Origin of the sequence: Frigoribacterium faeni, from assembly GCF_011761235.1 — a bacterium.
GTDB classification, from domain to species: Bacteria; Actinomycetota; Actinomycetes; order Actinomycetales; family Microbacteriaceae; genus Frigoribacterium; species Frigoribacterium faeni_A.
This window is the reverse complement of sequence record NZ_JAAOYW010000002.1, coordinates 387,487-406,274: the sequence shown is the minus strand read 5'-3', so window position 1 is coordinate 406,274 and position 18,788 is coordinate 387,487. Positions and strand designations below refer to the sequence as shown.

General features: G+C 75.6%; 19 protein-coding genes and 1 riboswitch. Of the genes, 8 read left to right on the top strand and 11 right to left on the bottom strand.

Going from position 1 to position 18,788, the window contains the following annotated elements:
* Positions 1-4: 4 nt before the first annotated feature.
* Positions 5-1,216, bottom strand: a complete 1,212-nt coding sequence (locus FHR78_RS08405) for a hypothetical protein (RefSeq protein WP_166760073.1) — start codon at positions 1,214-1,216, stop codon at positions 5-7.
* 155 nt (positions 1,217-1,371) lie between these two features.
* Here FHR78_RS08405 and FHR78_RS08400 point away from each other — a divergent pair, with 155 nt between their 5' ends.
* Positions 1,372-1,890, top strand: a complete 519-nt coding sequence (locus FHR78_RS08400; protein ID WP_166760072.1) for a DinB family protein — start codon at positions 1,372-1,374, stop codon at positions 1,888-1,890.
* Between the two features lie 18 nt (positions 1,891-1,908).
* On the opposite strand, the gene FHR78_RS08395 is transcribed toward FHR78_RS08400, so the two are convergent.
* The 3 genes from FHR78_RS08395 to FHR78_RS08385 are packed head-to-tail and all read right to left on the bottom strand — an operon-like array spanning position 1,909 to position 3,082.
* Positions 1,909-2,319: a DUF202 domain-containing protein gene (locus FHR78_RS08395; RefSeq protein ID WP_166760071.1), complete on the bottom strand. Its 411-nt coding sequence runs from the start codon at positions 2,317-2,319 to the stop codon at positions 1,909-1,911.
* Complete coding sequence (locus FHR78_RS08390) at positions 2,316-2,690, bottom strand: DUF202 domain-containing protein (protein WP_166760070.1); 375 nt, start codon at positions 2,688-2,690, stop codon at positions 2,316-2,318. Before FHR78_RS08390 ends, FHR78_RS08395 begins: the two co-directional genes overlap by 4 nt.
* Complete coding sequence (locus FHR78_RS08385) at positions 2,687-3,082, bottom strand: DUF2256 and DUF3253 domain-containing protein (protein ID WP_347878119.1); 396 nt, start codon at positions 3,080-3,082, stop codon at positions 2,687-2,689. Before FHR78_RS08385 ends, FHR78_RS08390 begins: the two co-directional genes overlap by 4 nt.
* 229 nt (positions 3,083-3,311) lie before the next feature.
* Between FHR78_RS08385 and FHR78_RS08380 the strand changes: the two genes are divergently transcribed.
* From FHR78_RS08380 to FHR78_RS08370, 3 genes are all read left to right on the top strand, one after another.
* The gene (locus FHR78_RS08380; RefSeq protein WP_166760068.1) at positions 3,312-3,884 is read left to right on the top strand and encodes a DUF805 domain-containing protein; all 573 of its coding nucleotides are present in this window, start codon (positions 3,312-3,314) and stop codon (positions 3,882-3,884) included.
* 160 nt (positions 3,885-4,044) lie between these two features.
* Positions 4,045-5,364, top strand: a complete 1,320-nt coding sequence (locus FHR78_RS08375; RefSeq protein ID WP_166760067.1) for an MFS transporter — start codon at positions 4,045-4,047, stop codon at positions 5,362-5,364.
* A 625-nt stretch (positions 5,365-5,989) separates the two neighbouring features.
* Positions 5,990-6,631 carry a hypothetical protein gene (locus FHR78_RS08370; RefSeq protein ID WP_166760066.1) on the top strand — a complete coding sequence of 214 codons (642 nt, stop codon included), beginning with the start codon at positions 5,990-5,992 and terminating at the stop codon, positions 6,629-6,631.
* Between the two features lie 67 nt (positions 6,632-6,698).
* On the opposite strand, the gene FHR78_RS15620 is transcribed toward FHR78_RS08370, so the two are convergent.
* The 3 genes from FHR78_RS15620 to FHR78_RS08355 all read right to left on the bottom strand — a co-directional run bounded on the left by FHR78_RS15620 (position 6,699) and on the right by FHR78_RS08355 (position 10,724).
* Positions 6,699-7,940 carry a GDSL-type esterase/lipase family protein gene (locus FHR78_RS15620; RefSeq protein WP_166760065.1) on the bottom strand — a complete coding sequence of 414 codons (1,242 nt, stop codon included), beginning with the start codon at positions 7,938-7,940 and terminating at the stop codon, positions 6,699-6,701.
* Entirely contained in the window at positions 7,937-9,616 is a 1,680-nt protein-coding gene (locus FHR78_RS08360) for an ABC-F family ATP-binding cassette domain-containing protein (protein WP_166760064.1), read from the bottom strand. Before FHR78_RS08360 ends, FHR78_RS15620 begins: the two co-directional genes overlap by 4 nt.
* A gap of 298 nt (positions 9,617-9,914) precedes the next feature.
* Positions 9,915-10,724, bottom strand: coding sequence for a hypothetical protein (locus tag FHR78_RS08355; RefSeq protein WP_166760063.1), 810 nt, complete (start codon positions 10,722-10,724; stop codon positions 9,915-9,917).
* Positions 10,725-10,905: 181 nt separating this feature from the next.
* Between FHR78_RS08355 and FHR78_RS08350 the strand changes: the two genes are divergently transcribed.
* Positions 10,906-11,091, top strand: coding sequence for a PspC domain-containing protein (locus FHR78_RS08350; RefSeq protein ID WP_166760062.1), 186 nt, complete (start codon positions 10,906-10,908; stop codon positions 11,089-11,091).
* A gap of 31 nt (positions 11,092-11,122) precedes the next feature.
* On the opposite strand, the gene FHR78_RS08345 is transcribed toward FHR78_RS08350, so the two are convergent.
* The gene (locus FHR78_RS08345) at positions 11,123-11,584 is read right to left on the bottom strand and encodes a DUF2017 family protein (protein ID WP_166760061.1); all 462 of its coding nucleotides are present in this window, start codon (positions 11,582-11,584) and stop codon (positions 11,123-11,125) included.
* A complete protein-coding gene (clpS, locus tag FHR78_RS15140) occupies positions 11,581-11,883 on the bottom strand; it encodes an ATP-dependent Clp protease adapter ClpS (protein WP_347878118.1) in 303 nt (100 codons plus the stop codon). The genes FHR78_RS08345 and clpS overlap by 4 nt, the downstream gene beginning before the upstream one ends.
* Positions 11,884-12,038: 155 nt before the next feature.
* Positions 12,039-12,124, top strand: a riboswitch (ZMP/ZTP riboswitch).
* A gap of 64 nt (positions 12,125-12,188) precedes the next feature.
* On the opposite strand from clpS, the gene glyA reads away from it, so the two are divergent.
* Both glyA and FHR78_RS08330 read left to right on the top strand, forming a co-directional pair.
* Positions 12,189-13,493 (top strand): serine hydroxymethyltransferase, encoded by a 1,305-nt coding sequence (gene glyA, locus FHR78_RS08335; RefSeq protein ID WP_166760059.1) that lies wholly within the window; start codon positions 12,189-12,191, stop codon positions 13,491-13,493.
* A gap of 176 nt (positions 13,494-13,669) precedes the next feature.
* Positions 13,670-14,563 carry a bifunctional methylenetetrahydrofolate dehydrogenase/methenyltetrahydrofolate cyclohydrolase gene (locus tag FHR78_RS08330; RefSeq protein WP_166760737.1) on the top strand — a complete coding sequence of 298 codons (894 nt, stop codon included), beginning with the start codon at positions 13,670-13,672 and terminating at the stop codon, positions 14,561-14,563.
* A gap of 865 nt (positions 14,564-15,428) precedes the next feature.
* Here the strand turns inward: FHR78_RS08330 and galK are convergent.
* Both galK and galT read right to left on the bottom strand, forming a co-directional pair.
* A complete protein-coding gene (gene galK, locus FHR78_RS08325; RefSeq protein ID WP_166760058.1) occupies positions 15,429-16,676 on the bottom strand; it encodes a galactokinase in 1,248 nt (415 codons plus the stop codon).
* Positions 16,673-17,776: a galactose-1-phosphate uridylyltransferase gene (gene galT / locus FHR78_RS08320; RefSeq protein ID WP_166760057.1), complete on the bottom strand. Its 1,104-nt coding sequence runs from the start codon at positions 17,774-17,776 to the stop codon at positions 16,673-16,675. Before galT ends, galK begins: the two co-directional genes overlap by 4 nt.
* Positions 17,777-17,863: 87 nt before the next feature.
* Here galT and FHR78_RS08315 point away from each other — a divergent pair, with 87 nt between their 5' ends.
* Entirely contained in the window at positions 17,864-18,754 is an 891-nt protein-coding gene (locus FHR78_RS08315) for a DeoR family transcriptional regulator (RefSeq protein WP_166760056.1), read from the top strand.
* Positions 18,755-18,788 lie beyond the last annotated feature (34 nt).

Sequence of the window (18,788 nt, the reverse complement as noted above, 5' to 3'; positions counted from 1 at the left end):
CCCCCTACAGGCTGTCCGGGTCGAGCAGCAGCGTCGTGCCCTCGAGCAGGTGCTGCTCGGCGTCGAGCACCTCGAGGCCCTGGTTGAGGTAGATGAGGGCCGAGACCGAGATGCCGAAGCGCTGCGCGACGACGTCGGTCAGGTCGCCGCTCGCGACCTGGTAGCGCTTCGGCGCGCCGGAGGCGGTGGTCGCGGTCACCTCGCCGCCCGCGAACGAGGTCGCGCCGCTGTCGACCGGGGCGATGTTCGTCGCCCGCGCCGGCACCGCCCACGGCACGTCGGCCACGGCGAGCACCTTGCCGGTGCCGATCTCGACCGGGGCGTCGACCGGGGCCTCGGCCGTCGAGACGACGAGGCTGCGCAGGTACGAGGGCTGCCCGATCGGCAGCGGGGTCGACACCGAGACCGGCGAGCTCGTCGGGCCGCCGAGCAGCATCGGGCCGCCGCCCGACGACGTGAGCCCGTCGCCCACCGCCGGGGCGATCTCGAAGAACGACGCCTGCACCGAGACGGGCAGCGTCGAGGTGAAGCCCGACACGTCCGTCGTGAAGTCGCCGTTCCCCGTCGCCACCACGCGGTAGTGGAACGAGATGCTGCCCTTCGGGGAACGGACGTCGTCCTCGGCCACGACCGTGCCGGCCGCGATCGGCGTGACGTACGGCGCCTCCTCGGCCGCCTCCGCCGGGGGCGGGGTCGCGGGGCGCTGCGACGGGGCCTCGGACGGCGTGGGGCTCGGGGTCGTGCTGGGCGTGGCGCTCGCCGTGCTGGCCGCGCGCGCGCTCGTCGAGGTCGTCGTGGCGGGCTCCGACGTCGCCGCGGGGGCGCCCGCGGCGAGCGGGCCCCCGCCGCTGAAGGCGAGGACGGTGCCGAGCACGACCGCGACGACCGCGGCCCCGCCGACCACCGCGACCACGGCGGCAGGACGCATGCCGCGTCGCCCGGGCTCGTCGTCGTCGACGTCGTCCGTCGGCACGGCGCCGGTGTGGGCGCCCGTGTCGGCGCCGGTCGCGGCCGTCCCCGAGGAGGCGGCGGCCGGCCCGGTCGCGCCCTCCCCGGTCGTGGGGCGGTGCGTCCAGGGCACCAGTCGCGGGCCGGCGCCGGCCGCGGCGTCCGTGGCCCCTGCGCTCGTCGGCGTCCGGTCGGACGCGGCACCGCCCTGGTCGGCATGGCCTTGGTCGTCGGGCCCCGGCGTCGTCCGGTCGTGATCGTCGTTCATGTTCCCCCCTCCGGGCGATCCTAGGACAGGGCCCGGAGCCCGTCGAGCCGCCCGCCGCCGCCCGCCGCCCCGCGCCGCGGACCGTGGCGGTCGCTCGACGCAGGTCGGCAGGATCCGTCTCGCGTGCCTCCTCGGCTCCTGGCTACGGTCGGGGCATGCCGATCGTCCCCGACACGAAGAACTGGACCTGGGTGCTCGACGAGCGCTGCCCCGAGTGCGGGTACGACTCCGCCGCGGTGGGCCTCGGCGACGTGCCGGGCCTCGTCCGCGCGAACGCCGCGGCCTGGCCGGCCGAGCTGCGCCGCGCCGACGTCCGCGAGCGGCCCGACGACGCGACGTGGTCGCCGCTCGAGTACGCGGCCCACGTGCGCGACGTGTTCCGCGTCTTCGACGGGCGCCTCGTGCTGATGCTCGAGCAGGACGCCCCCGCCTTCGCGAACTGGGACCAGGACGCCACGGCCGTCGCCGACGACTACGCCGGCCAGGACCCGGCCGCCGTCTCCGACGACCTGCTCGCCGCCGCCGAGGTCGTCGCCCGGCGCTTCGAGGAGGTGCCCGCCGACCAGGTGCACCGCACCGGCCTCCGCAGCGACGGCGCCGCCTTCACGGTCGAGACGCTCGCCCGCTACTTCGTGCACGACCCGGTGCACCACCTGCACGACGTGCGTCGCTGACGACCCCTCCGCCGCGGGTCAGCCGGCCGCGACGCCCAGCACGACGCCGAGCGCCGCGACGCCGGCGGCCAGAGCGAGGGCCGCCACCGCCGCGGGCAGCGCGCCCCCGGTCGTGGGCACCCTGTCGGACGAGCCGGACGAGCCGGTCGCACCGCCCGCGTCGTCGGTCGCGGCGTCCCGGGCCGAGACGAGGAGGCGGTGCACCCGCCGGTACCGCCGGTGCGCCGCCGCCAGCACCGCCAGCGAGGCGACGACCCCGACGCCGGCGAGCACCAGGGCCGACGGGCCGAGCAGGGCCGGCAGGACGCGCAGCCCGATCAGCGACCCCACGGTGAGCGCCAGCCCGGTGCGGCGCCAGGCGAGGGCGGTGCGCTCGGGCTGCAGGCCCGCGTCCCAGGGGCGGTCGAGCGGAGAGGCGTCCGAGGTCACGCCAGCACGACCCCGAGCAGCACGAGCAGCCCGGCGACGGCGACCGCGGCCACGAGCGGCAGCGTGAGGGGCGCCGACGGCAGGGGCCGGTCGGCGCGGAGGGCGCGCTCGGTGCGGGTCCAGCCGACCCAGGCCTGCACGGGAACGGCGATGCCCGCCACGATCAGCACGAGGGAGGCGGCGAGCCGCAGCCCGGGCTGCAGGCCGAGGCCGAGCGCCTCGAGGGCGACGCCGCCGGCGACCAGGGCGAGGGCGGTGCGCACCCAGGCGAGGAACGTGCGCTCGTTGGCGAGGCTGAACCGGACGTCGGGCTCCTGCCCCGTGCCGTAGACGCGACGGGGGAACCGACGGTCGCGGTCCCGGTCGCTCACCGGCCGCCTCCTGCGCGCCTCTTCCGGATGCGGATCGGGCCCTTCGCCGTCGACGGGTCGACGACGGAGCCGCCCTGCGTGATGTCGACCTCGCCGGCCGCGACGAGCCGACGTGCGGCACGGCGGACCGGCTCCATGAGGTCCCGCCAGGCCGCCTCGTCGTCGGGGGCGATCGAGCGGGCGACGTCGGAGGGGCAGATGGTCGAGGTCGCGGCGCGCGCGGCGAGCAGCTCGCGGATGCGCTCCTCGAGCTGACGGTCGAGGGCGGTCACCTTGCGGCGACGGCACGCGTCGCTGCAGTACGCGACCTCGTCCCAGTTCGCCGCCCACTTCTTGCGCCACTCGATGCGGCGGCCGCACGAGCGGCAGGTCTTGTCGTCGGGCGTGCTCACCCCTCCATGGTGCGCCTCCGTGCCGGGCAGCGTCCTGGGACGACGCGACGGGGCGCGCTTGCGCGGCGCCCGCGGGCCGGGGATGCGCCCTCGACAGAGCGGTCCGCCCTCGCTAGCGTCGAGGGGCGACGGCGTCGACCGGGTCGTCGCGAGACCCCGACGGCTGCGCCGTCCGCCCCGAGGAGGCGCGCTCATCCCACTGCCCCGCTCGCTCGCCGTCGCCGGGCCCGTGCCCGTCTCGCGGCCCTGGATCGCCTGGGCCCGGGCCGTCGCCCACCTCACCACCGCGGGGCGGGCCAGCCGCTCGGAGTTCTGGTGGACGTGGCTGCTGCAGATGGCCATCGCGGCCGTGCTGCTGCTCGCGGTGCCGCTGCTGACGGGGCAGACGCAGGGCCTGCGCCTGCCGACGGGGCCGTTCGGGCCGGGGCCGCTCGGCACCCAGCCCGTGTTCTCGTGGAACGACACCTCCGGCCAGCCGGTGGGCGGCGCCTCCGTCGTCGTCTGGACCGTGTGGTCGCTCGTCACGCTCGCCCCGATGGTGGCGCTCGCGGTGCGGCGGCTGCACGACGCCGACATCTCGGGCTGGTGGGCGCTCGTCGCCGTGGTCGTGCCGGTCGTCTCGTTCATCGTGCTCGTGCTGCTGGCGCAGCGGTCGAAGCCCGCCGGGGTGCGCTTCGACCGGGCGCCCGGCGCAGCCGCCGGAGGCGCACCCGCTGCGGGCGCACCTGCTGCGGGCGCACCTGCTGCGGGCGCACCCGCTGCGGGCGCACCTCCTCTGGCGCCCCCGGAGGGCGGCCGGTAGGATCGACGACGGTCGCGCGGCACGTGCGGCCCCGGGCGTGCACGACAGCGCGCAGTCGGGATCACCATCCTCCCCGCCCTCCCGGCGCTGCAGCAGAGCTGCCGGCGCCGCGGCACCGCGGGTCGAGGGAACGGCGCCCGCCGACTGACCGAGACCCCTCATGACACCTGCTCCCCAGGGTCGTCCCTCGACGACCTCCGCCACCGCCTCCTCGTCCCCGACCACCGCCTCCTCGGCGGGGCGCGCCTCGACGCCGGCGAGGTTCCCCCTCGCCGGCCTGCTCGCGCTCGCCGTCGCGACGTTCCTCAGCATCTCGGGCGAGATGCTGCCGACCGGCCTGCTGCCCGAGATGAGCGGCGAGCTCGGCGTCAGCGAGTCGAGCATCGGCCTGCTCGTCAGCGTCTTCGCCTTCACCGTCGTGCTCACGAGCACCGGCCTGACGCACCTGACCCGCAGGCTGCCCCGCCACCTCGTCGTCGTCGGCCTCATCACCGTGCTCGCCGTCAGCGCGGCCCTCACGGCGATCGCGCCGACCTACGAGCTCGTCGTCGCGTCGCGGGTGCTCGGCGGGCTCGCGCACGGCATGTTCTGGGCCATCGGGGGCGCCTACGCGGCGCACCTCGTGCCCCGTGAGCAGGTCGGACGCGCGCTCGCCGTCGCGATGAGCGGCGGCACCCTCGCCTTCGTGCTCGGCGTGCCGCTCGGCACCGCCCTCGGCCAGGCGCTCGGCTGGCGCGCGGCGTTCGGCATCCTCGCCGGGGCGATGGCGCTCGGCGCCGTGCTCGTGTGGCGACTGCTGCCGCCGGTCCCGTCGACGCACGACGCGCCTCCTGCGGCCACCGCGACCGCGACGGGGAGCGTCCCGACGCTGACCGGCTCGACGCCGGTCGCGTCGCGGCACCTGCCGCCGCCGTCGGTGCTCGGCATCGTCTTCAGCTGCGTCATCACGGCCGTCTTCATGATCGGCCACTACTCGTTCTTCACCTACATCGCGCCGTACCTGCTGCGCTCGACCGGCATCGCGGAGTCGAGCCTCAGCGTCGCGCTCTTCGCCTTCGGCATCGCCGGCGGCGTCGGCCTGCTGATGGTGGGGTGGTTCCTCGGCAAGCGCCCGCGCGTCAGCATCCCCGTCGGGGTGGGCGTCGTGGTGGTCTCCGTGCTGGCACTGGTGCTGTTCGAGGGGCGGCCGGGCCCCTCCCTCGTGGCCTTCGTCGTCTGGGGCGTGACCTTCGGGGCGCTGCCGCCGCTGTTCCAGACCAAGATGCTGCAGGTCAGCCCGGAGCGGCACCGCGACATCGCGAGCGCGTTCTACACGACCGCGTTCAACACCGGCATCGGCGGCGGGGCCCTGATCGGGGCCCTCGTCCTCGACGGGTCGGGGCTCGACACGCTGCCGCTGCTCTACGTGGTGGTCGCGGCCGTGGTGCTCGTCGCGGTCGTGGTGACGGACCGCGTGCTGGTCGCCCGCGCGCGCCGCTGAGCACCGGCGCGGCCAGGCCCGCGCCGGGCCCGGGTCCGGCCGCGCGCTCGGGCCCGCGCCCGGGTGCACCGCCGCGCCCGGGTGCACCCCCGCGCGCGCAGAGAACCACGTTCCGTTCAAAGAACCACGATGCAGCGTGGTTCTTTGAACGGAACGTGGTTCGTCGGCGAGGGGACGAGCGCCGCACGTGCGAACACCGCCACACGCGCGAACACCACCGAGTGAACGGAACACCGCGTCAGTGGGCGGTGTTCCGTTCACTCGGCGGTGTCGGAGGGGTGCTGCGGAGCCGGGCGCGGCACGTGACCGTGCCCGCCGCGCGGCCTAGCGGCGGCGCGAGGAGCCGCCGCGGGGAGCGGAGCCCCCGCCGCTGCGCTTCTGGAACTGGCGGATGATGATCGGGATGAGCAGGGGCGCGAGCCTGCGGAGCAGCGAGGCCATGGGTGACTCCGTATCGTCGGTGGTGGAGGGTCGACGGTACCCGTCCGCTGACGAGTCGGCGCGGCCGACGCAGAACCGCCCCCGCGCCGTGCGCCCCGCGGCCAGGCGGCCGTCGGTGCCCCTCGGTAGGGTGACACGGCCCGTCGGCGCAGGGAGCCGACGGCGATCACCGGGGGAGACACCCATGACACCGACCATCTCGACGACGCGTCCGCGCCGGGCGGCCGCGACCGCCGCCTCCGGGGCCCTCGCCCTGGCCTTGCTGTTGACGGGCTGCACGGGCTCCGGCGGCGACGGCTCCGGCGACGAGGCGAGCCAGGGCTCGACCGCGGGCAGCAGCAGCGGCAGCACCGCCGCCGCGGGCGACGGCGAGCCCGGCTCGATGATCGCGGTCGACTCGTGCGACGCGGTCGGCGAGACGCTCGGCTCCGCCATCGACGGGCTCGAGCTGCGCGACGAGAGCACGGCCACCGACGCGGGCTTCCAGTGCACGTGGACCTCGCCCGGCGACACGGCCGACGCGAGCACGGTCCAGGCCGTCATCGCGGCGGCCGAGGCGCAGGAGCTCGACGAGGCCGCCTTCGCCGAGCGGGTGGCGACCATCTCGGCCGCCGAGGGCGTCAGCACCGTCGACGACGGCCGCGCGGCCGACCTCGACGGCCAGGCCTTCACGCAGACCGGCGAGAGCGCCGGCATCCAGGTCAACGGCGGCACCGTGGTCACCCCGCACGGCCTCTTCAACGTCACGGCGACTGCGACGAACGACACCTCGCTCGACGCCGACGGCGCGCTCGACGCCGCGTTCTCGCTGATCGAGCAGGGCTGACCGACCCCAGCTGATCGAGCAGGGCCGGCCGAGACCGGCTCACCGAGCAGGGCCGACCGAGCCCGGCTCAGCGCGCGAGCACGCCCGTCATGAACGCGGCGATCGCGCGCTGGCCGGCGTCGTTCGGGTGCACCCCGTCCGACGACAGCAGGCTGCCGAGGTCGGTCGTGCCCGCGCTCGCGAGCGCGTCGCCCAGCGAGACCGACACGACGCCGGTCTCGTCGACGACCCGCGCGAGGGCGTCGGCGTAGTCGGACAGCGGCGCCCGGCCCGGGTCGGCCAGGCCGCCCGCGACCGGGAACTCGTCGACGACCACGACCGTGGGAGGCGCGTCGAGAGCCTGCAGGCCCTCGACGACGTCGAGGTAGCCGGCCTCGAACTCCTCGGGGTCGAGGCCGCGCAGGTCGTTGGCGCCGAGCGTGACGGTGACGACGTCGGGCTGGGCGGCGGCGACGGCCGCGAGCCAGCCCGCGAGGTCGTCGGTGAAGGTCGCCGTCGTCGCGCCGGAGCGTGCCGAGTCGTACAGCGTCACCCCACGGTCGCGGTCGCCGTCGAAGGCGGCGAGGCCGTGCATCACGACGGGGTCGTCCGAGTCGGGGTCGACCGTCACGGTGAGCGTGTGCGGGCCGGCGCCGAGGCCCTCGACGGGCGTGACCGACGACGACGCCACGGAGTCGTCCGTGTCGACGCGGCCCTGCCGGGAACCGTCGACGTCCCAGGTGAACGAGCCGCCGCCTCCTGCCCACCAGAGGTCGACGTCGGTGCCGGTGACGGGCCAGCTGACCTGCGCGCCGGGGTCGAGCGCGAGGCTGCGGAAGCCCAGGTCGGGCGACGTGCCGTCGGGCTCGACGCGGCCCTGGCGGTCGGCGGCCCAGTCGCCCCAGGGCGAGTCCGGGCCGTAGGTCGCGAAGACGGCCGGCCGGTAGCCGACGCCCCCGGCGACGCCCTCGACGGGGTGCGCGGCGCGGAGCGCGTCGCGGGTGAGGTCGGTCCAGCGGAGGTCGACCGAGGAGGCGCCCTGCCCCTCCGTGATGGAGTCGCCGACCGCGAGCCACCGGGCGGGCGACGAGTCGACGTCGGCCAGGGCGGCGTCCCACGCGGCCCAGGCGTCGTCGGAGCCCGTGCTCGTGCCGGAGCCCCGGCCCGAGTCGGGGGTCGCCGCCGACGTGCCGCCCGTCGGCCCGGTCGTGGGCTCGTCGTCCGGTGCGTCGCCGCCGGTGCAGCCGGTCAGCAGCAGGGCCGCGGCGAGCAGCCCCGCGACGGGGAGGGCGCGTCGCGTCGACGAGCGAGCCGAGGAGGCGCGGGTCACGACTCCGTCACCTGCCCGCCCTCGACGCGCCACTGCCGGTCGAGCCTGACCGTCTCGAGCATGCGGCGGTCGTGCGTGACGAGCAGCAGCGTGCCCTCGTACGACTCGAGCGCCTGCTCGAGCTGCTCGATCGCGGCGAGGTCGAGGTGGTTGGTCGGCTCGTCGAGCACGAGCACGTTGACGCCGCGGGCCTGCAGCAGGGCCAGGCCGGCGCGGGTGCGCTCGCCGGGCGACAGCTCGTCGACGGGTCGGGAGACGTGGTCGGCCTTGAGGGCGAACTTGGCGAGCAGCGTGCGCACCTCGGCCTGCGGCCAGTCGGGCACGAGCGCCTCGAAGGCGTCGGCCAGCGGCTCGTCCCCGGCGAGGAGGGCGCGGGCCTGGTCGATCTCGCCGACGGCGATGCTGGCTCCCCGGCTGGCGCCTCCTTCGCTCGGTTCCTGGCGGCCGAGCAGGCCGCGCAGCAGCGTCGACTTGCCCGCGCCGTTCGGGCCGGTGATGCCGATGCGGTCGCCGCCGTCGACCTGCAGCGAGACGGGCCCGAGCACGAACTCGTCGCCGGGCTCGCCCTGGCGGAACACCGCGCCGCTCAGCGTCGCGACGACGGCGCTCGACCGGGGCGCGGAGCCGATCGTGAACTCGAGCTGCCACTCTTTCCGGGGCTCGTCGACCTCGTCGAGGCGCGCGATGCGGCTCTCCATCTGGCGCACCTTCTGCGCCTGCTTCTCGCTCGACTCGGCCGAGGCCTTGCGGCGGATCTTGTCGTTGTCGGGCGCCTTCTTCATCGCGTTCCGGACGCCCTGGCTCGACCACTCGCGCTGCGTGCGGGCGCGTCCGACGAGGTCGGCCTTCTTGTCGGCGAACTCGTCGTAGGCCTCGCGGGCGTGCCGGCGGGCCGTCTCGCGCTCGTCGAGGTACGAGTCGTAGCCGCCGCCGAACACGCGGTTCGCCGACTGCGCGAGGTCGAGTTCGAGCACCTTCGTGACGCAGCGGGCGAGGAACTCGCGGTCGTGGCTGACGAGCACGACGCCGCCGCGCTGGCCCTGCACGAAGCGCTCGAGCCGCTCGAGGCCGTCGAGGTCGAGGTCGTTCGTGGGCTCGTCGAGCAGGGCGACGTCGAAGCGGCTGAGCAGCAGGGCCGCGAGGCCGACCCGGGCGGCCTGGCCGCCGCTCAGCGACGTCATGGGGCTGTCGGGGCCGACGGCGCCGCTGTCGAGGCCGAGCTCGGCCAGCACCTGGGGGAGGCGCTCGTCGAGGTCGGCCGCGCCGCTCGCGAGCCAGCGGTCGAGGGCCGTCGAGTACACGTCGGCGGGGTCGAGCCCGTCGGCGCGGGGAGCGGCGTCGACGTCGCCGAGGGCGGAGGCGGCCTCGTCCATCGCGGCGGCGGCCTGCGTGCAGCCCGTGCGGCGGCCGATGTAGCCGGCGACGGTCTCGCCGGGAACGCGCTCGTGCTCCTGCGGCAGCCAGCCGACGAAGGCGTCGCCCGGGCTGAGCACGACGGAGCCGTCCTGCGGCTCGTCCACCCCCGCGAGGAGGCGCAGCAGCGTCGACTTGCCGGCCCCGTTGACGCCCACCACGCCCACGACGTCGCCGGGCGCGACCGTGAGGTCGAGGTGGTCGAAGAGGGTGCGGTGCCCGTGGCCGCCGGCCAGGTCCTTGGCCACGAGTGTCGCGCTCATCCGCCCATCCTCCCAGGCCCGCGCCCTCGCCGCTGCGGGTCACCTCCCTCGTTCAGGAACCCGCGTCCTGATCCGTGCTCGCGGGGGAGGCGCAGTCCTGAGTCGTGCACGATGCAGGATCGGCGCCGTGCCGGTTCCTGCACGACGGTGCACCACGCTCGCCCGTCGTGCGGGGCGGGTGTTCCGGGCCGAGGGCGGGTCGGCGTCGACCCGCCCTCGGCCCGGATGACCCGCCGTCGAGCTCGCCGGGGCGGCCGGGCCGGGCGGGGCGGGGCAGGCCCGGGCTGCGCGACGCGGCTCAGCGCGGGCGCACCGGGCCCCAGGGCAGCTCGGGCGTCCGCTCGCCCGTGCGGGCGAAGTGCACGGCGGCAGCGACCGAGCGACGACGCAGCTCGCGAGCCCCGAGGAGGCGCGGGTACGGCTCGCCCTCGACGGGCACCGTCGCGGTGTCGAGGGCCTCGAGCCACGGCCCGGCCGCGGCGTCGTCGGCCTGCAGGACGAAGGAGGCGGTGGCCCGCTCCCGCAGGAGGAACATGCCCGCCTGCCCCCGCCGCAGCTCGACCACGAAGACCCGCTGGTCGCGTTGCCTGCGGACGGCCTTCTCGAGGGTCCCGGGGGACGGGTCCACCGCCTCCCACCGGAGACGGCCCTTCTCGAGGCCGAGCACGGTGCGGCCCGGCACGTCGCCGGGCTCGGTGGGCGGGGCGAGCTCGCGCACGGCGCGGGCGTCGGCGCGGGCGCGCAGCCAGGCGCCGAGCGTCGCTCCGCAGAACACCCCGGCGGAGGTGGTGAGCACGTTCCACGCCTCGGGCAGGCCGGGCGCGACGGTCGGGACGACGAGGACGACGCCGACCGTGACCGAGAGGCGGACGGCGTCCGGGCGGAACGGGCGGCTGCCCGCGACCGCGACCGCGAGGACGGCGACGACCGCCCAGAAGGCGACGAGGCCGGGCGTGACGCCGCCGAAGAGGGAGGCGGCGACGCCGATCGGCAGCGCGGCGACGGCGAGGACGCGGCGGTCGACCGAGGGCGGCGCCAGCGGCGGCGACGGGGGGAGGCGGCGGAGGACGTCGGCGGGCTGCTGATGGCGGTCCGGTGCGCTCCCCACGAGTTCCCCCTCGTCGTCGGCTGCTCCCGTCGGCGGCCCGACCTCGATCCTGGCAGTGCCCGGGTCCCGGGAGCGTGCGACGCGCCTCCTCGTGCTCGTGTCGTCGGCGACCCAGGCGCGGCCCAGGCGCGCCCCAGGCGCGATCCAGCCGCGACCGAGCCCGGCCTGGCAGGCTGGGCCGATGGCTACCCTCACTCGTCCCCGCCGCGGCAAGGTCATCGCCGGAGTCTGCGCCGCCCTCGCGAACCGCTTCGGCCTCAGCCCTTTCTTCGTGCGGCTGCTCTTCGTGCTGTCGCTGCTGCTGCCCGGGCCGCAGGTGCTGCTGTACCTCGTGCTCTGGGTGGTGTTCCCGAAGGAGGGGCGCTAGCCCCTCCCCGGTCTGGCCGCTGGGCCGCCGCTCAGGGCAGCGTCTGCACCAGGCTCTCCTGCAGGTAGCCGAGCCAGTCGAAGACGTCGTGCATCACCATCACCTGCGGGTCGTCGCTCGGCGCCGGACCGTCGGCCGTGACGCCGAGGCGGCTGCCGAGCACGAGCCGCAGGTCGGTCAGCGTGCGCAGCCACGACTGCTGCGCGGCCTGGTCGAGGCGCTCGGCGGCAGGAGGCGCCAGGTCGTCGAGCACGCGGCGCGCGTTCGCCAGCTTGCGGGCGGTGAGGTCGTCCGAGGTGAACCTGCGGAACTCGGCCGCCGCCTCCTCGTCGTCGGGGTAGGCGGACGGCAGGAGGCGCGCGACGGCCGGGTCGTTCGCGTCGCCGCCCTCGAGCACGGTCACGAGCTGCGCGACGAGGTCGCCGAGCAGCCGGGCCTCGTGCTCGGGCAGGTCGAGCAGCAGGTCGTCGCCGCGACGCCGGAACGGGATCACTCGTCGGCCTTCGCGACGGTCGCCCAGAGGCCGAAGTCGTGCAGGGCCTCGACGTGCCGCTCCATCGCCTCGCGCGGGCCGGTCGCCACGACGGCGCGGCCGGTCGTGTGCACCTGCATCATCAGCCGCTCGGACTCGGCCGCGGCGTAGCCGAAGTAGCTGCGGAACACCCAGCTCACGTACGACATGAGGTTCACCGGGTCGTCCCAGACGAGCACGACCCAGGGCACGTCCGGCGCGACGAGGAGGCGCTCGCCGGTCTCGGTGCCGGTGCGCGTGTCGTCGAGGGTGTGCGTCACGGCTCCAGCGTGCCACGGCTCGCCCGAGAGGACGAACGGTCTCGTTCGCCGACCGTCACGGCGCAGGAGGCGGGGGTGCGGTCGGGCGCCGCCCCGTCTCGCCGCCCCGGTCTCGTCTCCGCCGTCTCGCCTCCGCCCAGGAGCCCGAGTTATGATCGACCCGTCGCGACTGGCGTTCAGATGGTCGACCATCGGGGAGCGACGCACACACGGTACGTGGCCGTACGCCTGGGCCACCTCACCACCTGAAGAACCGGCACCTCCGTGCCGCCCTCGTCCCGTGACCGTGTAGAGAGAGACCCGCCATGACGATCCAGTCCGAGTCCGGCCCCAGCGTCGCCGGCCAGAAGCTGCCCTCGACCTTCAACGCCCCGCTCAGCGAGGTCGACCCCGAGATCGCCGCCGTGCTCGAGCAGGAGCTCGGCCGTCAGCGCGACTACCTCGAGATGATCGCCTCCGAGAACTTCGTGCCGCGCGCCGTGCTCGAGTCGCAGGGCTCCGTGCTCACCAACAAGTACGCGGAGGGCTACCCCGGGCGCCGCTACTACGGCGGCTGCGAGTTCGTCGACGTCGCCGAGAACCTCGCCATCGAGCGCGCCAAGTCGCTCTTCGGCGCCGACTTCGCCAACGTGCAGCCCCACTCGGGCGCGCAGGCCAACGCAGCCGTGCTGGCAGCGCTCGCCGACATCGGCGACACCATCCTCGGCCTCGAGCTGTCGCACGGCGGCCACCTCACGCACGGCATGAAGCTCAACTTCAGCGGCAAGATGTACAAGGCCGTGGCGTACGAGGTCGACCCCGAGACGTACCTGATCGACATGGACGTCGTCCGTCGTCAGGCGATCGAGCACAAGCCGAAGGTGATCATCGCCGGCTGGTCGGCCTACCCCCGCCAGCTCGACTTCGCCGCGTTCCGGGCGATCGCCGACGAGGTCGGCGCGTACCTCTGGGTCGACATGGCGCACTTCGCCGGGCTCGTCGCCGCCGGCCTGCACCCGTCGCCCGTGCCGCACGCCCACGTCGTCTCGTCGACCGTGCACAAGACCCTCGCCGGGCCGCGCTCGGGCGTGATCCTCTCGAACCACGAGCCGCTGTTCAAGAAGCTCAACTCGGCCGTGTTCCCGGGCCAGCAGGGCGGCCCGCTGATGCACGTCATCGCCGCGAAGGCGACCGCGTTCAAGCTCGCGGCCGAGCCCGAGTTCAAGGACCGCCAGGAGCGCACCATCCGCGGCGCCCAGGCGCTCGCCGCGCGCCTCACGCAGCCCGACGCGAAGGCGGCCGGCGTCGACGTGCTCACCGGCGGCACCGACGTGCACCTCGTGCTCGTCGACCTGCGGGCCAGCGAGGTCGACGGCAAGCAGGCCGAGAACCTCCTGCACGAGGTCGGCATCACCGTGAACCGCAACTCGGTGCCGTGGGATCCTCGCCCGCCGATGACCACCTCCGGCGTGCGCATCGGCACGTCCGCCCTCGCGACGCGGGGCTTCGACGACGCCGAGTTCGCCGAGGTCGCCGACATCATCGCGGCGACGCTGATGCCCTCGCCCGACATCGCCGCGCTGGCCGCGCGGGTGAAGGCGCTGACCGACGCGTTCCCGCTCTACGCGTGAGCGTGGGCGTGGGCGACGCGACCAGCGCCTCCTCGTCCTCCGCCGTCGCGGGCACGAGTGTGCCTGCGGGGGCTGGCGGGGCGCCTGCCAGTGCTGAGGCGCCTGTCGGTGCCGTGGTGTCTGCCGCCGGCGGGGTGCCTGTCGGTGCTGACGTCGACGCGCAGGGGCGGCCGCTGATCGCAGGGCCGGGCAGCGCCGTGAAGATCGACGGGACCGCCCTGGCCGCGAGCGTCAAGGCCGACCTGCGCGAGCGTGTCGACGTCCTCAAGGCGCGCGGCGTCGTGCCGGGGCTCGGGACGATCCTGGTCGGGGCCAACCCCGGGTCGCTCTCGTACGTCGCCGGCAAGCACCGCGACTGCGCCGAGGTGGGCATCGAGTCGATCCGCATCGACCTGCCCGACACCGCGTCGGAGGCCGAGATCCGGGCCGCGATCGAGACGATGAACGCCGACGACGCGGTCACCGCCTTCATCATCCAGCTGCCGCTGCCCGAGGGCATCGACCCGACGGCGATGCTCGAGCTGATGGACCCCGCCAAGGACGCCGACGGCCTCCACCCCGTGAACCTCGGCGAGCTCGTGCTCGCCGTGCCCGGGGGCAAGGGAACCATCGACACGCCCCTGCCGTGCACGCCGCGGGGCATCGTCGCGATGCTCCGCGCCTACGACGTGCCGATCGCGGGCACGCACGTGACGATCGTCGGGCAGGGCCTCACGGTCGGCCGTCCGCTCGGGCTGCTGCTCACCCGGCTCGAGGCGACCGCCACGCTGACGCATTCGCGCACGGTCGACGTCGCCGCGGAGGTGCGCCGGGCCGACATCGTCGTCGCGGCCGCCGGGGTGGCCGGCCTGGTGAAGCCCGACTGGGTCCAGCCCGGAGCGACCGTGATCGACGTGGGCATCACCCGCGTGCTCAACGAGGAGACGGGCAAGTACAAGCTGCGCGGCGACGTCGACCCGGCCGTCGCCATGGTCGCGGGCGCCCTGTCGCCCGTGCCCGGGGGCGTCGGCCCCATGACCCGCGCGATGCTGCTCGCGAACGTGGTGGAGGCCGCCGAGCGCGTCGCCTGAGGCGCGACGCGACGCGACGCCGCGCCGCGCCGCGGCGCCGGGGCCCCGGGGCGCCGGGGCAGCGGCGCGCTGCACCGTCGCGCTGCACCGTCGCGCTGCACCGTCGCGCTGCGCTGCGCCGCGCGCCGCGCCTCCTGCCGCACGGGCGGGTTCGTCGTCGGCGGGCCGTCGCGAGCGACCGCCCACGACGAACCCGCCCGCTCTGCCGGGGGTTGGCGGCGTCCTGTACGAAAAGGGACGAGTTGCCGCGGGGCCCCACGGCAGGTCGTCCCTTTCCGGGTACTCCGCCCGGCCCGCGGCCGCGGGCCCGCCGGAACGGGCGCGCCGACCAGGCCGCGGCGCGGCGCGGCGCGGCGCGGCGTGGCCGGCGGACCGCCTTCTTGCGACGCGGGCGACTCCACCCTGGGCGGGCTCTCATGAGCGATCGCGAGCGACGGACTCGCCGCTCGGCTCTGCGGGAGCCGGGCTGACCGCTCTGCCGCTGGCGGCGCAGGAGCCAGCGGTGCTCTCCTGCCGCACGGGCGAGTTCGTCGTCGGCGGGCCGTCGCGAGCGACCGCCCACGACGAACCCGCCCGCCCTGCCAGCGCTCGGCGGCGTCCTGCCGGGAAAGGGACGAGTCGCCGCGGGGCCCCACGGCAGGTCGTCCCTTTCCGGGCACCTTGCGGGTGCTCTGCGCGGCGCGGGACCCGCGGCGGCGGCGGCCCGTCGGCGTCGCCGCCAGCCCGGGCCCGCGGTGCCGCGGCGCGGCCGTCGGCCCGGCCTGCGGGCCGACGCACCGGGCGCACCGGCCGGGCCCGGGGGCCGCAGCGCCGGGCCCGCGGCGCGAGGCCGGCGGGCCCGGCGGGCCCGCCCGCGCACCCCGCGTCAGGCGTCGCGGCGGGCGCCCTCGGCGGGGTGCACGGTGAACACGGTCGGCGCCGTGTAGCCCGCCGAGGCGAAGGCGGCCGTCACGGCGGACGCCACGGCGTCGCGGTCGGCCGTGCGCACGAGGGCGATGGCCGCTCCGCCGAAGCCGCCGCCCGTCATGCGGGCGCCGACGGCGCCGGCGGCCTGGGCCGTCGAGACCGCGAGGTCGAGCTCGGGCACGGAGATCTCGAAGTCGTCGCGCATCGACACGTGCGAGGCGTCGAGCAGGGCGCCGATGCCGACGGCCCCCTCGGTGCGGAGCGTGCGGACGGTGTCGAGCACGCGCTGGTTCTCGGTGACCACGTGGCGCACCCGACGGAACGTCTCGTCGTCGAGCACGTCGGCGGCGCGCTCGAGGTCGTCGACGTCGAGGTCGCGCAGCGAGCTCACCCCGAGGGCCTCGGCGCCGCGCTCGCACGATGCCCGGCGGTCGACGTAGCCGCCGGTGGCGTGGGCGTGCTCGACGTGGGTGTCGACGACGAGGATCTCGAGGCCCGCCGCGGCGAAGCCGAGGTCGACGACGTCGGCGTCGAGGCTGCGGCAGTCGAGGAACACGGCCGAGTCGGCCTGGCCGAGCAGCGACGCGGACTGGTCCATGATGCCGGTCGGCGCGCCGACGGCCTCGTTCTCGGACAGCTGCCCGACGGCGGCGAGGGTCGACCGGTTGACGTCGAGCCCCCACAGCTCGGTCATCGCGACCGCGACGGAGCACTCGAGCGCGGCGGACGACGACAGGCCCGCGCCGATCGGCACGTCCGAGGTGACGAACAGGTCGAGCCCGGGCACGGCCGAGAGGTCGATGGTCGAGAGGTCTCCGCCGGCGGCGGCGAACGACGGCGACGCGGCGCGCGTCGGCGCGACCGACAGGGCCCAGGCGATGCCGAAGACGTAGGCGGACCAGCCGTCCATGCGGGCCGGATCGAGCTCGTCCAGCGAGATCTCGTGCACGCCCTCGTCGAAGGTGCTGGCGACGCGGAGGAGGCGGTCGTCACGCACGCCGACGGTCACGACCGTGCGCCGGTCGATCGCGAACGGGAACACGAAGCCGTCGTTGTAGTCGGTGTGCTCGCCGATCAGGTTGGCGCGGCCGGGCGCGGACCAGCGGCCCGTGACGGGGGTGTCGAAGACGGAGGCGTAGTCGCGGGCGGGGCCGGTCTCGGGGGCGTGACCCGCGCCTCCTGCGGTGTCGGGGGTGGGGGAGCTCATGAGCGCGTCATCGCCTCTCTCAGTCGGTCGGCCTGGGCCTCGGGCACGAGGTCGCCCACCCAGGCTCCCATCGCGGCCTCGGAGCCCGCCAGGAACTTCAGCTTGGTCTCGGCACGTCGCGGCGACGTGATCTGCAGCATCAGGCGCACGGTGTCGCGCCCGACGTTGACGGGGGCCTGGTGCCACGCGCCGATGTACGGCGTCTCGTCGCCGTAGAGCGCGTCGAGGCCCGTGAGGAGGCGCTTGTACATGACCGCGAGCTCGTCGCGTTCGTCGCTCGTCAGCCCCGCGAAGTCGGGCACGTGGCGGTGCGGCAGCAGGTGGATCTCGATGGGCCAGCGCGCGGCGAACGGCACGAAGGCGGTGAAGTGCTCGCCGGCGAGGACGACGCGCGGGCCGCTGCGCTCGCTCTCGAGCAGGTCGGCGAGGAGGTCGGGACCGTAGGCGTCGATGCTGCGCAGCAGGGCCGACGTGCGGGGCGTGACGTACGGGTAGGCGTAGATCTGGCCGTGCGGGTGGTGCAGCGTCACGCCGATCGCCTGGCCGCGGTTCTCGAAGGGGAACACCTGCTCGACGCCCGGCAGCGCCGACAGCGCCTCGGTGCGGTGCGCCCACGCCTCGACGACCGTGCGGGCGCGGGAGTCGCTGAGGCCGGCGAACGAGCCGTGCGTCTCGGGGCTGAAGCAGACGACCTCGCAGCGCCCGACGCTGCGGCGGGTGCGGCCGAGGCCGACCTCGGCCAGGTCGTCGAGGCCCGCGGGGGCGTCCGGGTCGTCGAGCGCGGGGCCGAACGACGGGGAGCGGTTCTCGAAGACGGCGACGTCGTACAGGTCGGGGATCTCGGACGGGTTCGTCGCGGAGGCCGGCGCCAGGGGGTCGAGCTCGGCGGGCGGCAGGAACACGCGGTTCTGGCGCGACGAGGCGATCGACACCCACTCGCCGGTCAGCGGGTCCTGCCGCATCGAGGCCGTCTCGGGGCGGGGGTCGAGCACGCGCGCGTCGGCCCGGCGCTCGGCGCCCAGGGTCGTGTCGGCGTCGTCGAAGTAGATGAGCTGCCGGCCGTCGGCCAGGGTCGTCGGGCGGATGGCGATCGACGCCATGGTGCCTCCTCGGGGCGGGGGTGGGGCTGCGGACGCCTCCGCGACTTGCACTTGCGAAAGCAGGTGAAAGCATACGAAGATCGGGGGGTGACCCGCAACCTCGACGACGCCGCCCTGCCGGGCCAGCGACGTCGAGACCGCATCGCCGACCTCGTCGGCCGTCGCGGGTTCGTCCGCACCGCCGAGCTGGCGCGCGAGTTCCGGCTGTCCGAGGTGACGATCCGCACCGACCTCGAGAGCCTCGCCTCCGAGGGGCTGCTCTCTCGCGTGCACGGCGGTGCGCTCAGCGTCGACCGGGCCGTCGAGCGCCCCTTCGAAGAAGAGAGCGCGGTCGGCACCGACGCCAAGCGGGCCATCGGCGTGCGCGCCGCGTCGCTCGTGCGCTCGGGCGACTGCGTCGTGCTCGACGTCGGCACGACGACCACGCAGATCGCGCTGGCCCTGCTCGACCGGCACGACCTCGAGGGGGTCGTGGTCGTGACGAACGGCCTCACCATCGCCCTGGCGCTCGAGCAGGCGGTGCCGCGGTTCACGGTGATCGTGTCGGGCGGCACGCTGCGGCCGCTGCAGCACTCGCTGGTCAACCCGCTCGCGACCAGCGTCTTCAGCTCGATCACCGCCGACGTCGCGTTCATCGGCTGCACCGGCGTGCACCCCGAGCACGGCGTCACGAACGTCAACCTGCCCGAGACCGACCTCAAGCGGCTGATGACGACCACCGCCCGCCGCTCGTACATCGTCGCCGACGGCAGCAAGCTCGGCGAGGCCCACCTCGGCGTCATCGGGCCCCTCGACCGCTTCGAGGCGCTGCTCACGGCCGACGCCGACCCCGAGCACGTCGAGGCGCTGCGCGCGGCCGGGCTCGACGTCGTCGACGTCGCGCAGCCGGCCCCCGATCTGCCGGCCGTCCCGGACGGCTCCGCCGCCACGACCGGCCCGGACGGCCCGGACGGCCCGGACGACGACCTGGCAGGCTGACGCAGGAGGCGCGGTGCCGGCCATCGGCGTCGCC

Bases quoted from the DNA above. Each gene is read 5' to 3' on its own strand.
- FHR78_RS08405 (WP_166760073.1), bottom strand. From the start codon at position 1,216: ATGAACGACGATCACGACCGGACGACGCCGGGGCCCGACGACCAAGGC.
- FHR78_RS08400 (WP_166760072.1), top strand. From the start codon at position 1,372: ATGCCGATCGTCCCCGACACGAAGAACTGGACCTGGGTGCTCGACGAG.
- FHR78_RS08375 (WP_166760067.1), top strand. From the start codon at position 4,045: ATGACACCTGCTCCCCAGGGTCGTCCCTCGACGACCTCCGCCACCGCC.
- FHR78_RS08370 (WP_166760066.1), top strand. From the start codon at position 5,990: ATGACACCGACCATCTCGACGACGCGTCCGCGCCGGGCGGCCGCGACC.
- FHR78_RS08360 (WP_166760064.1), bottom strand. From the start codon at position 9,616: ATGAGCGCGACACTCGTGGCCAAGGACCTGGCCGGCGGCCACGGGCAC.
- FHR78_RS08350 (WP_166760062.1), top strand. From the start codon at position 10,906: ATGGCTACCCTCACTCGTCCCCGCCGCGGCAAGGTCATCGCCGGAGTC.
- glyA (WP_166760059.1), top strand. From the start codon at position 12,189: ATGACGATCCAGTCCGAGTCCGGCCCCAGCGTCGCCGGCCAGAAGCTG.
- galK (WP_166760058.1), bottom strand. From the start codon at position 16,676: ATGAGCTCCCCCACCCCCGACACCGCAGGAGGCGCGGGTCACGCCCCC.
- galT (WP_166760057.1), bottom strand. From the start codon at position 17,776: ATGGCGTCGATCGCCATCCGCCCGACGACCCTGGCCGACGGCCGGCAG.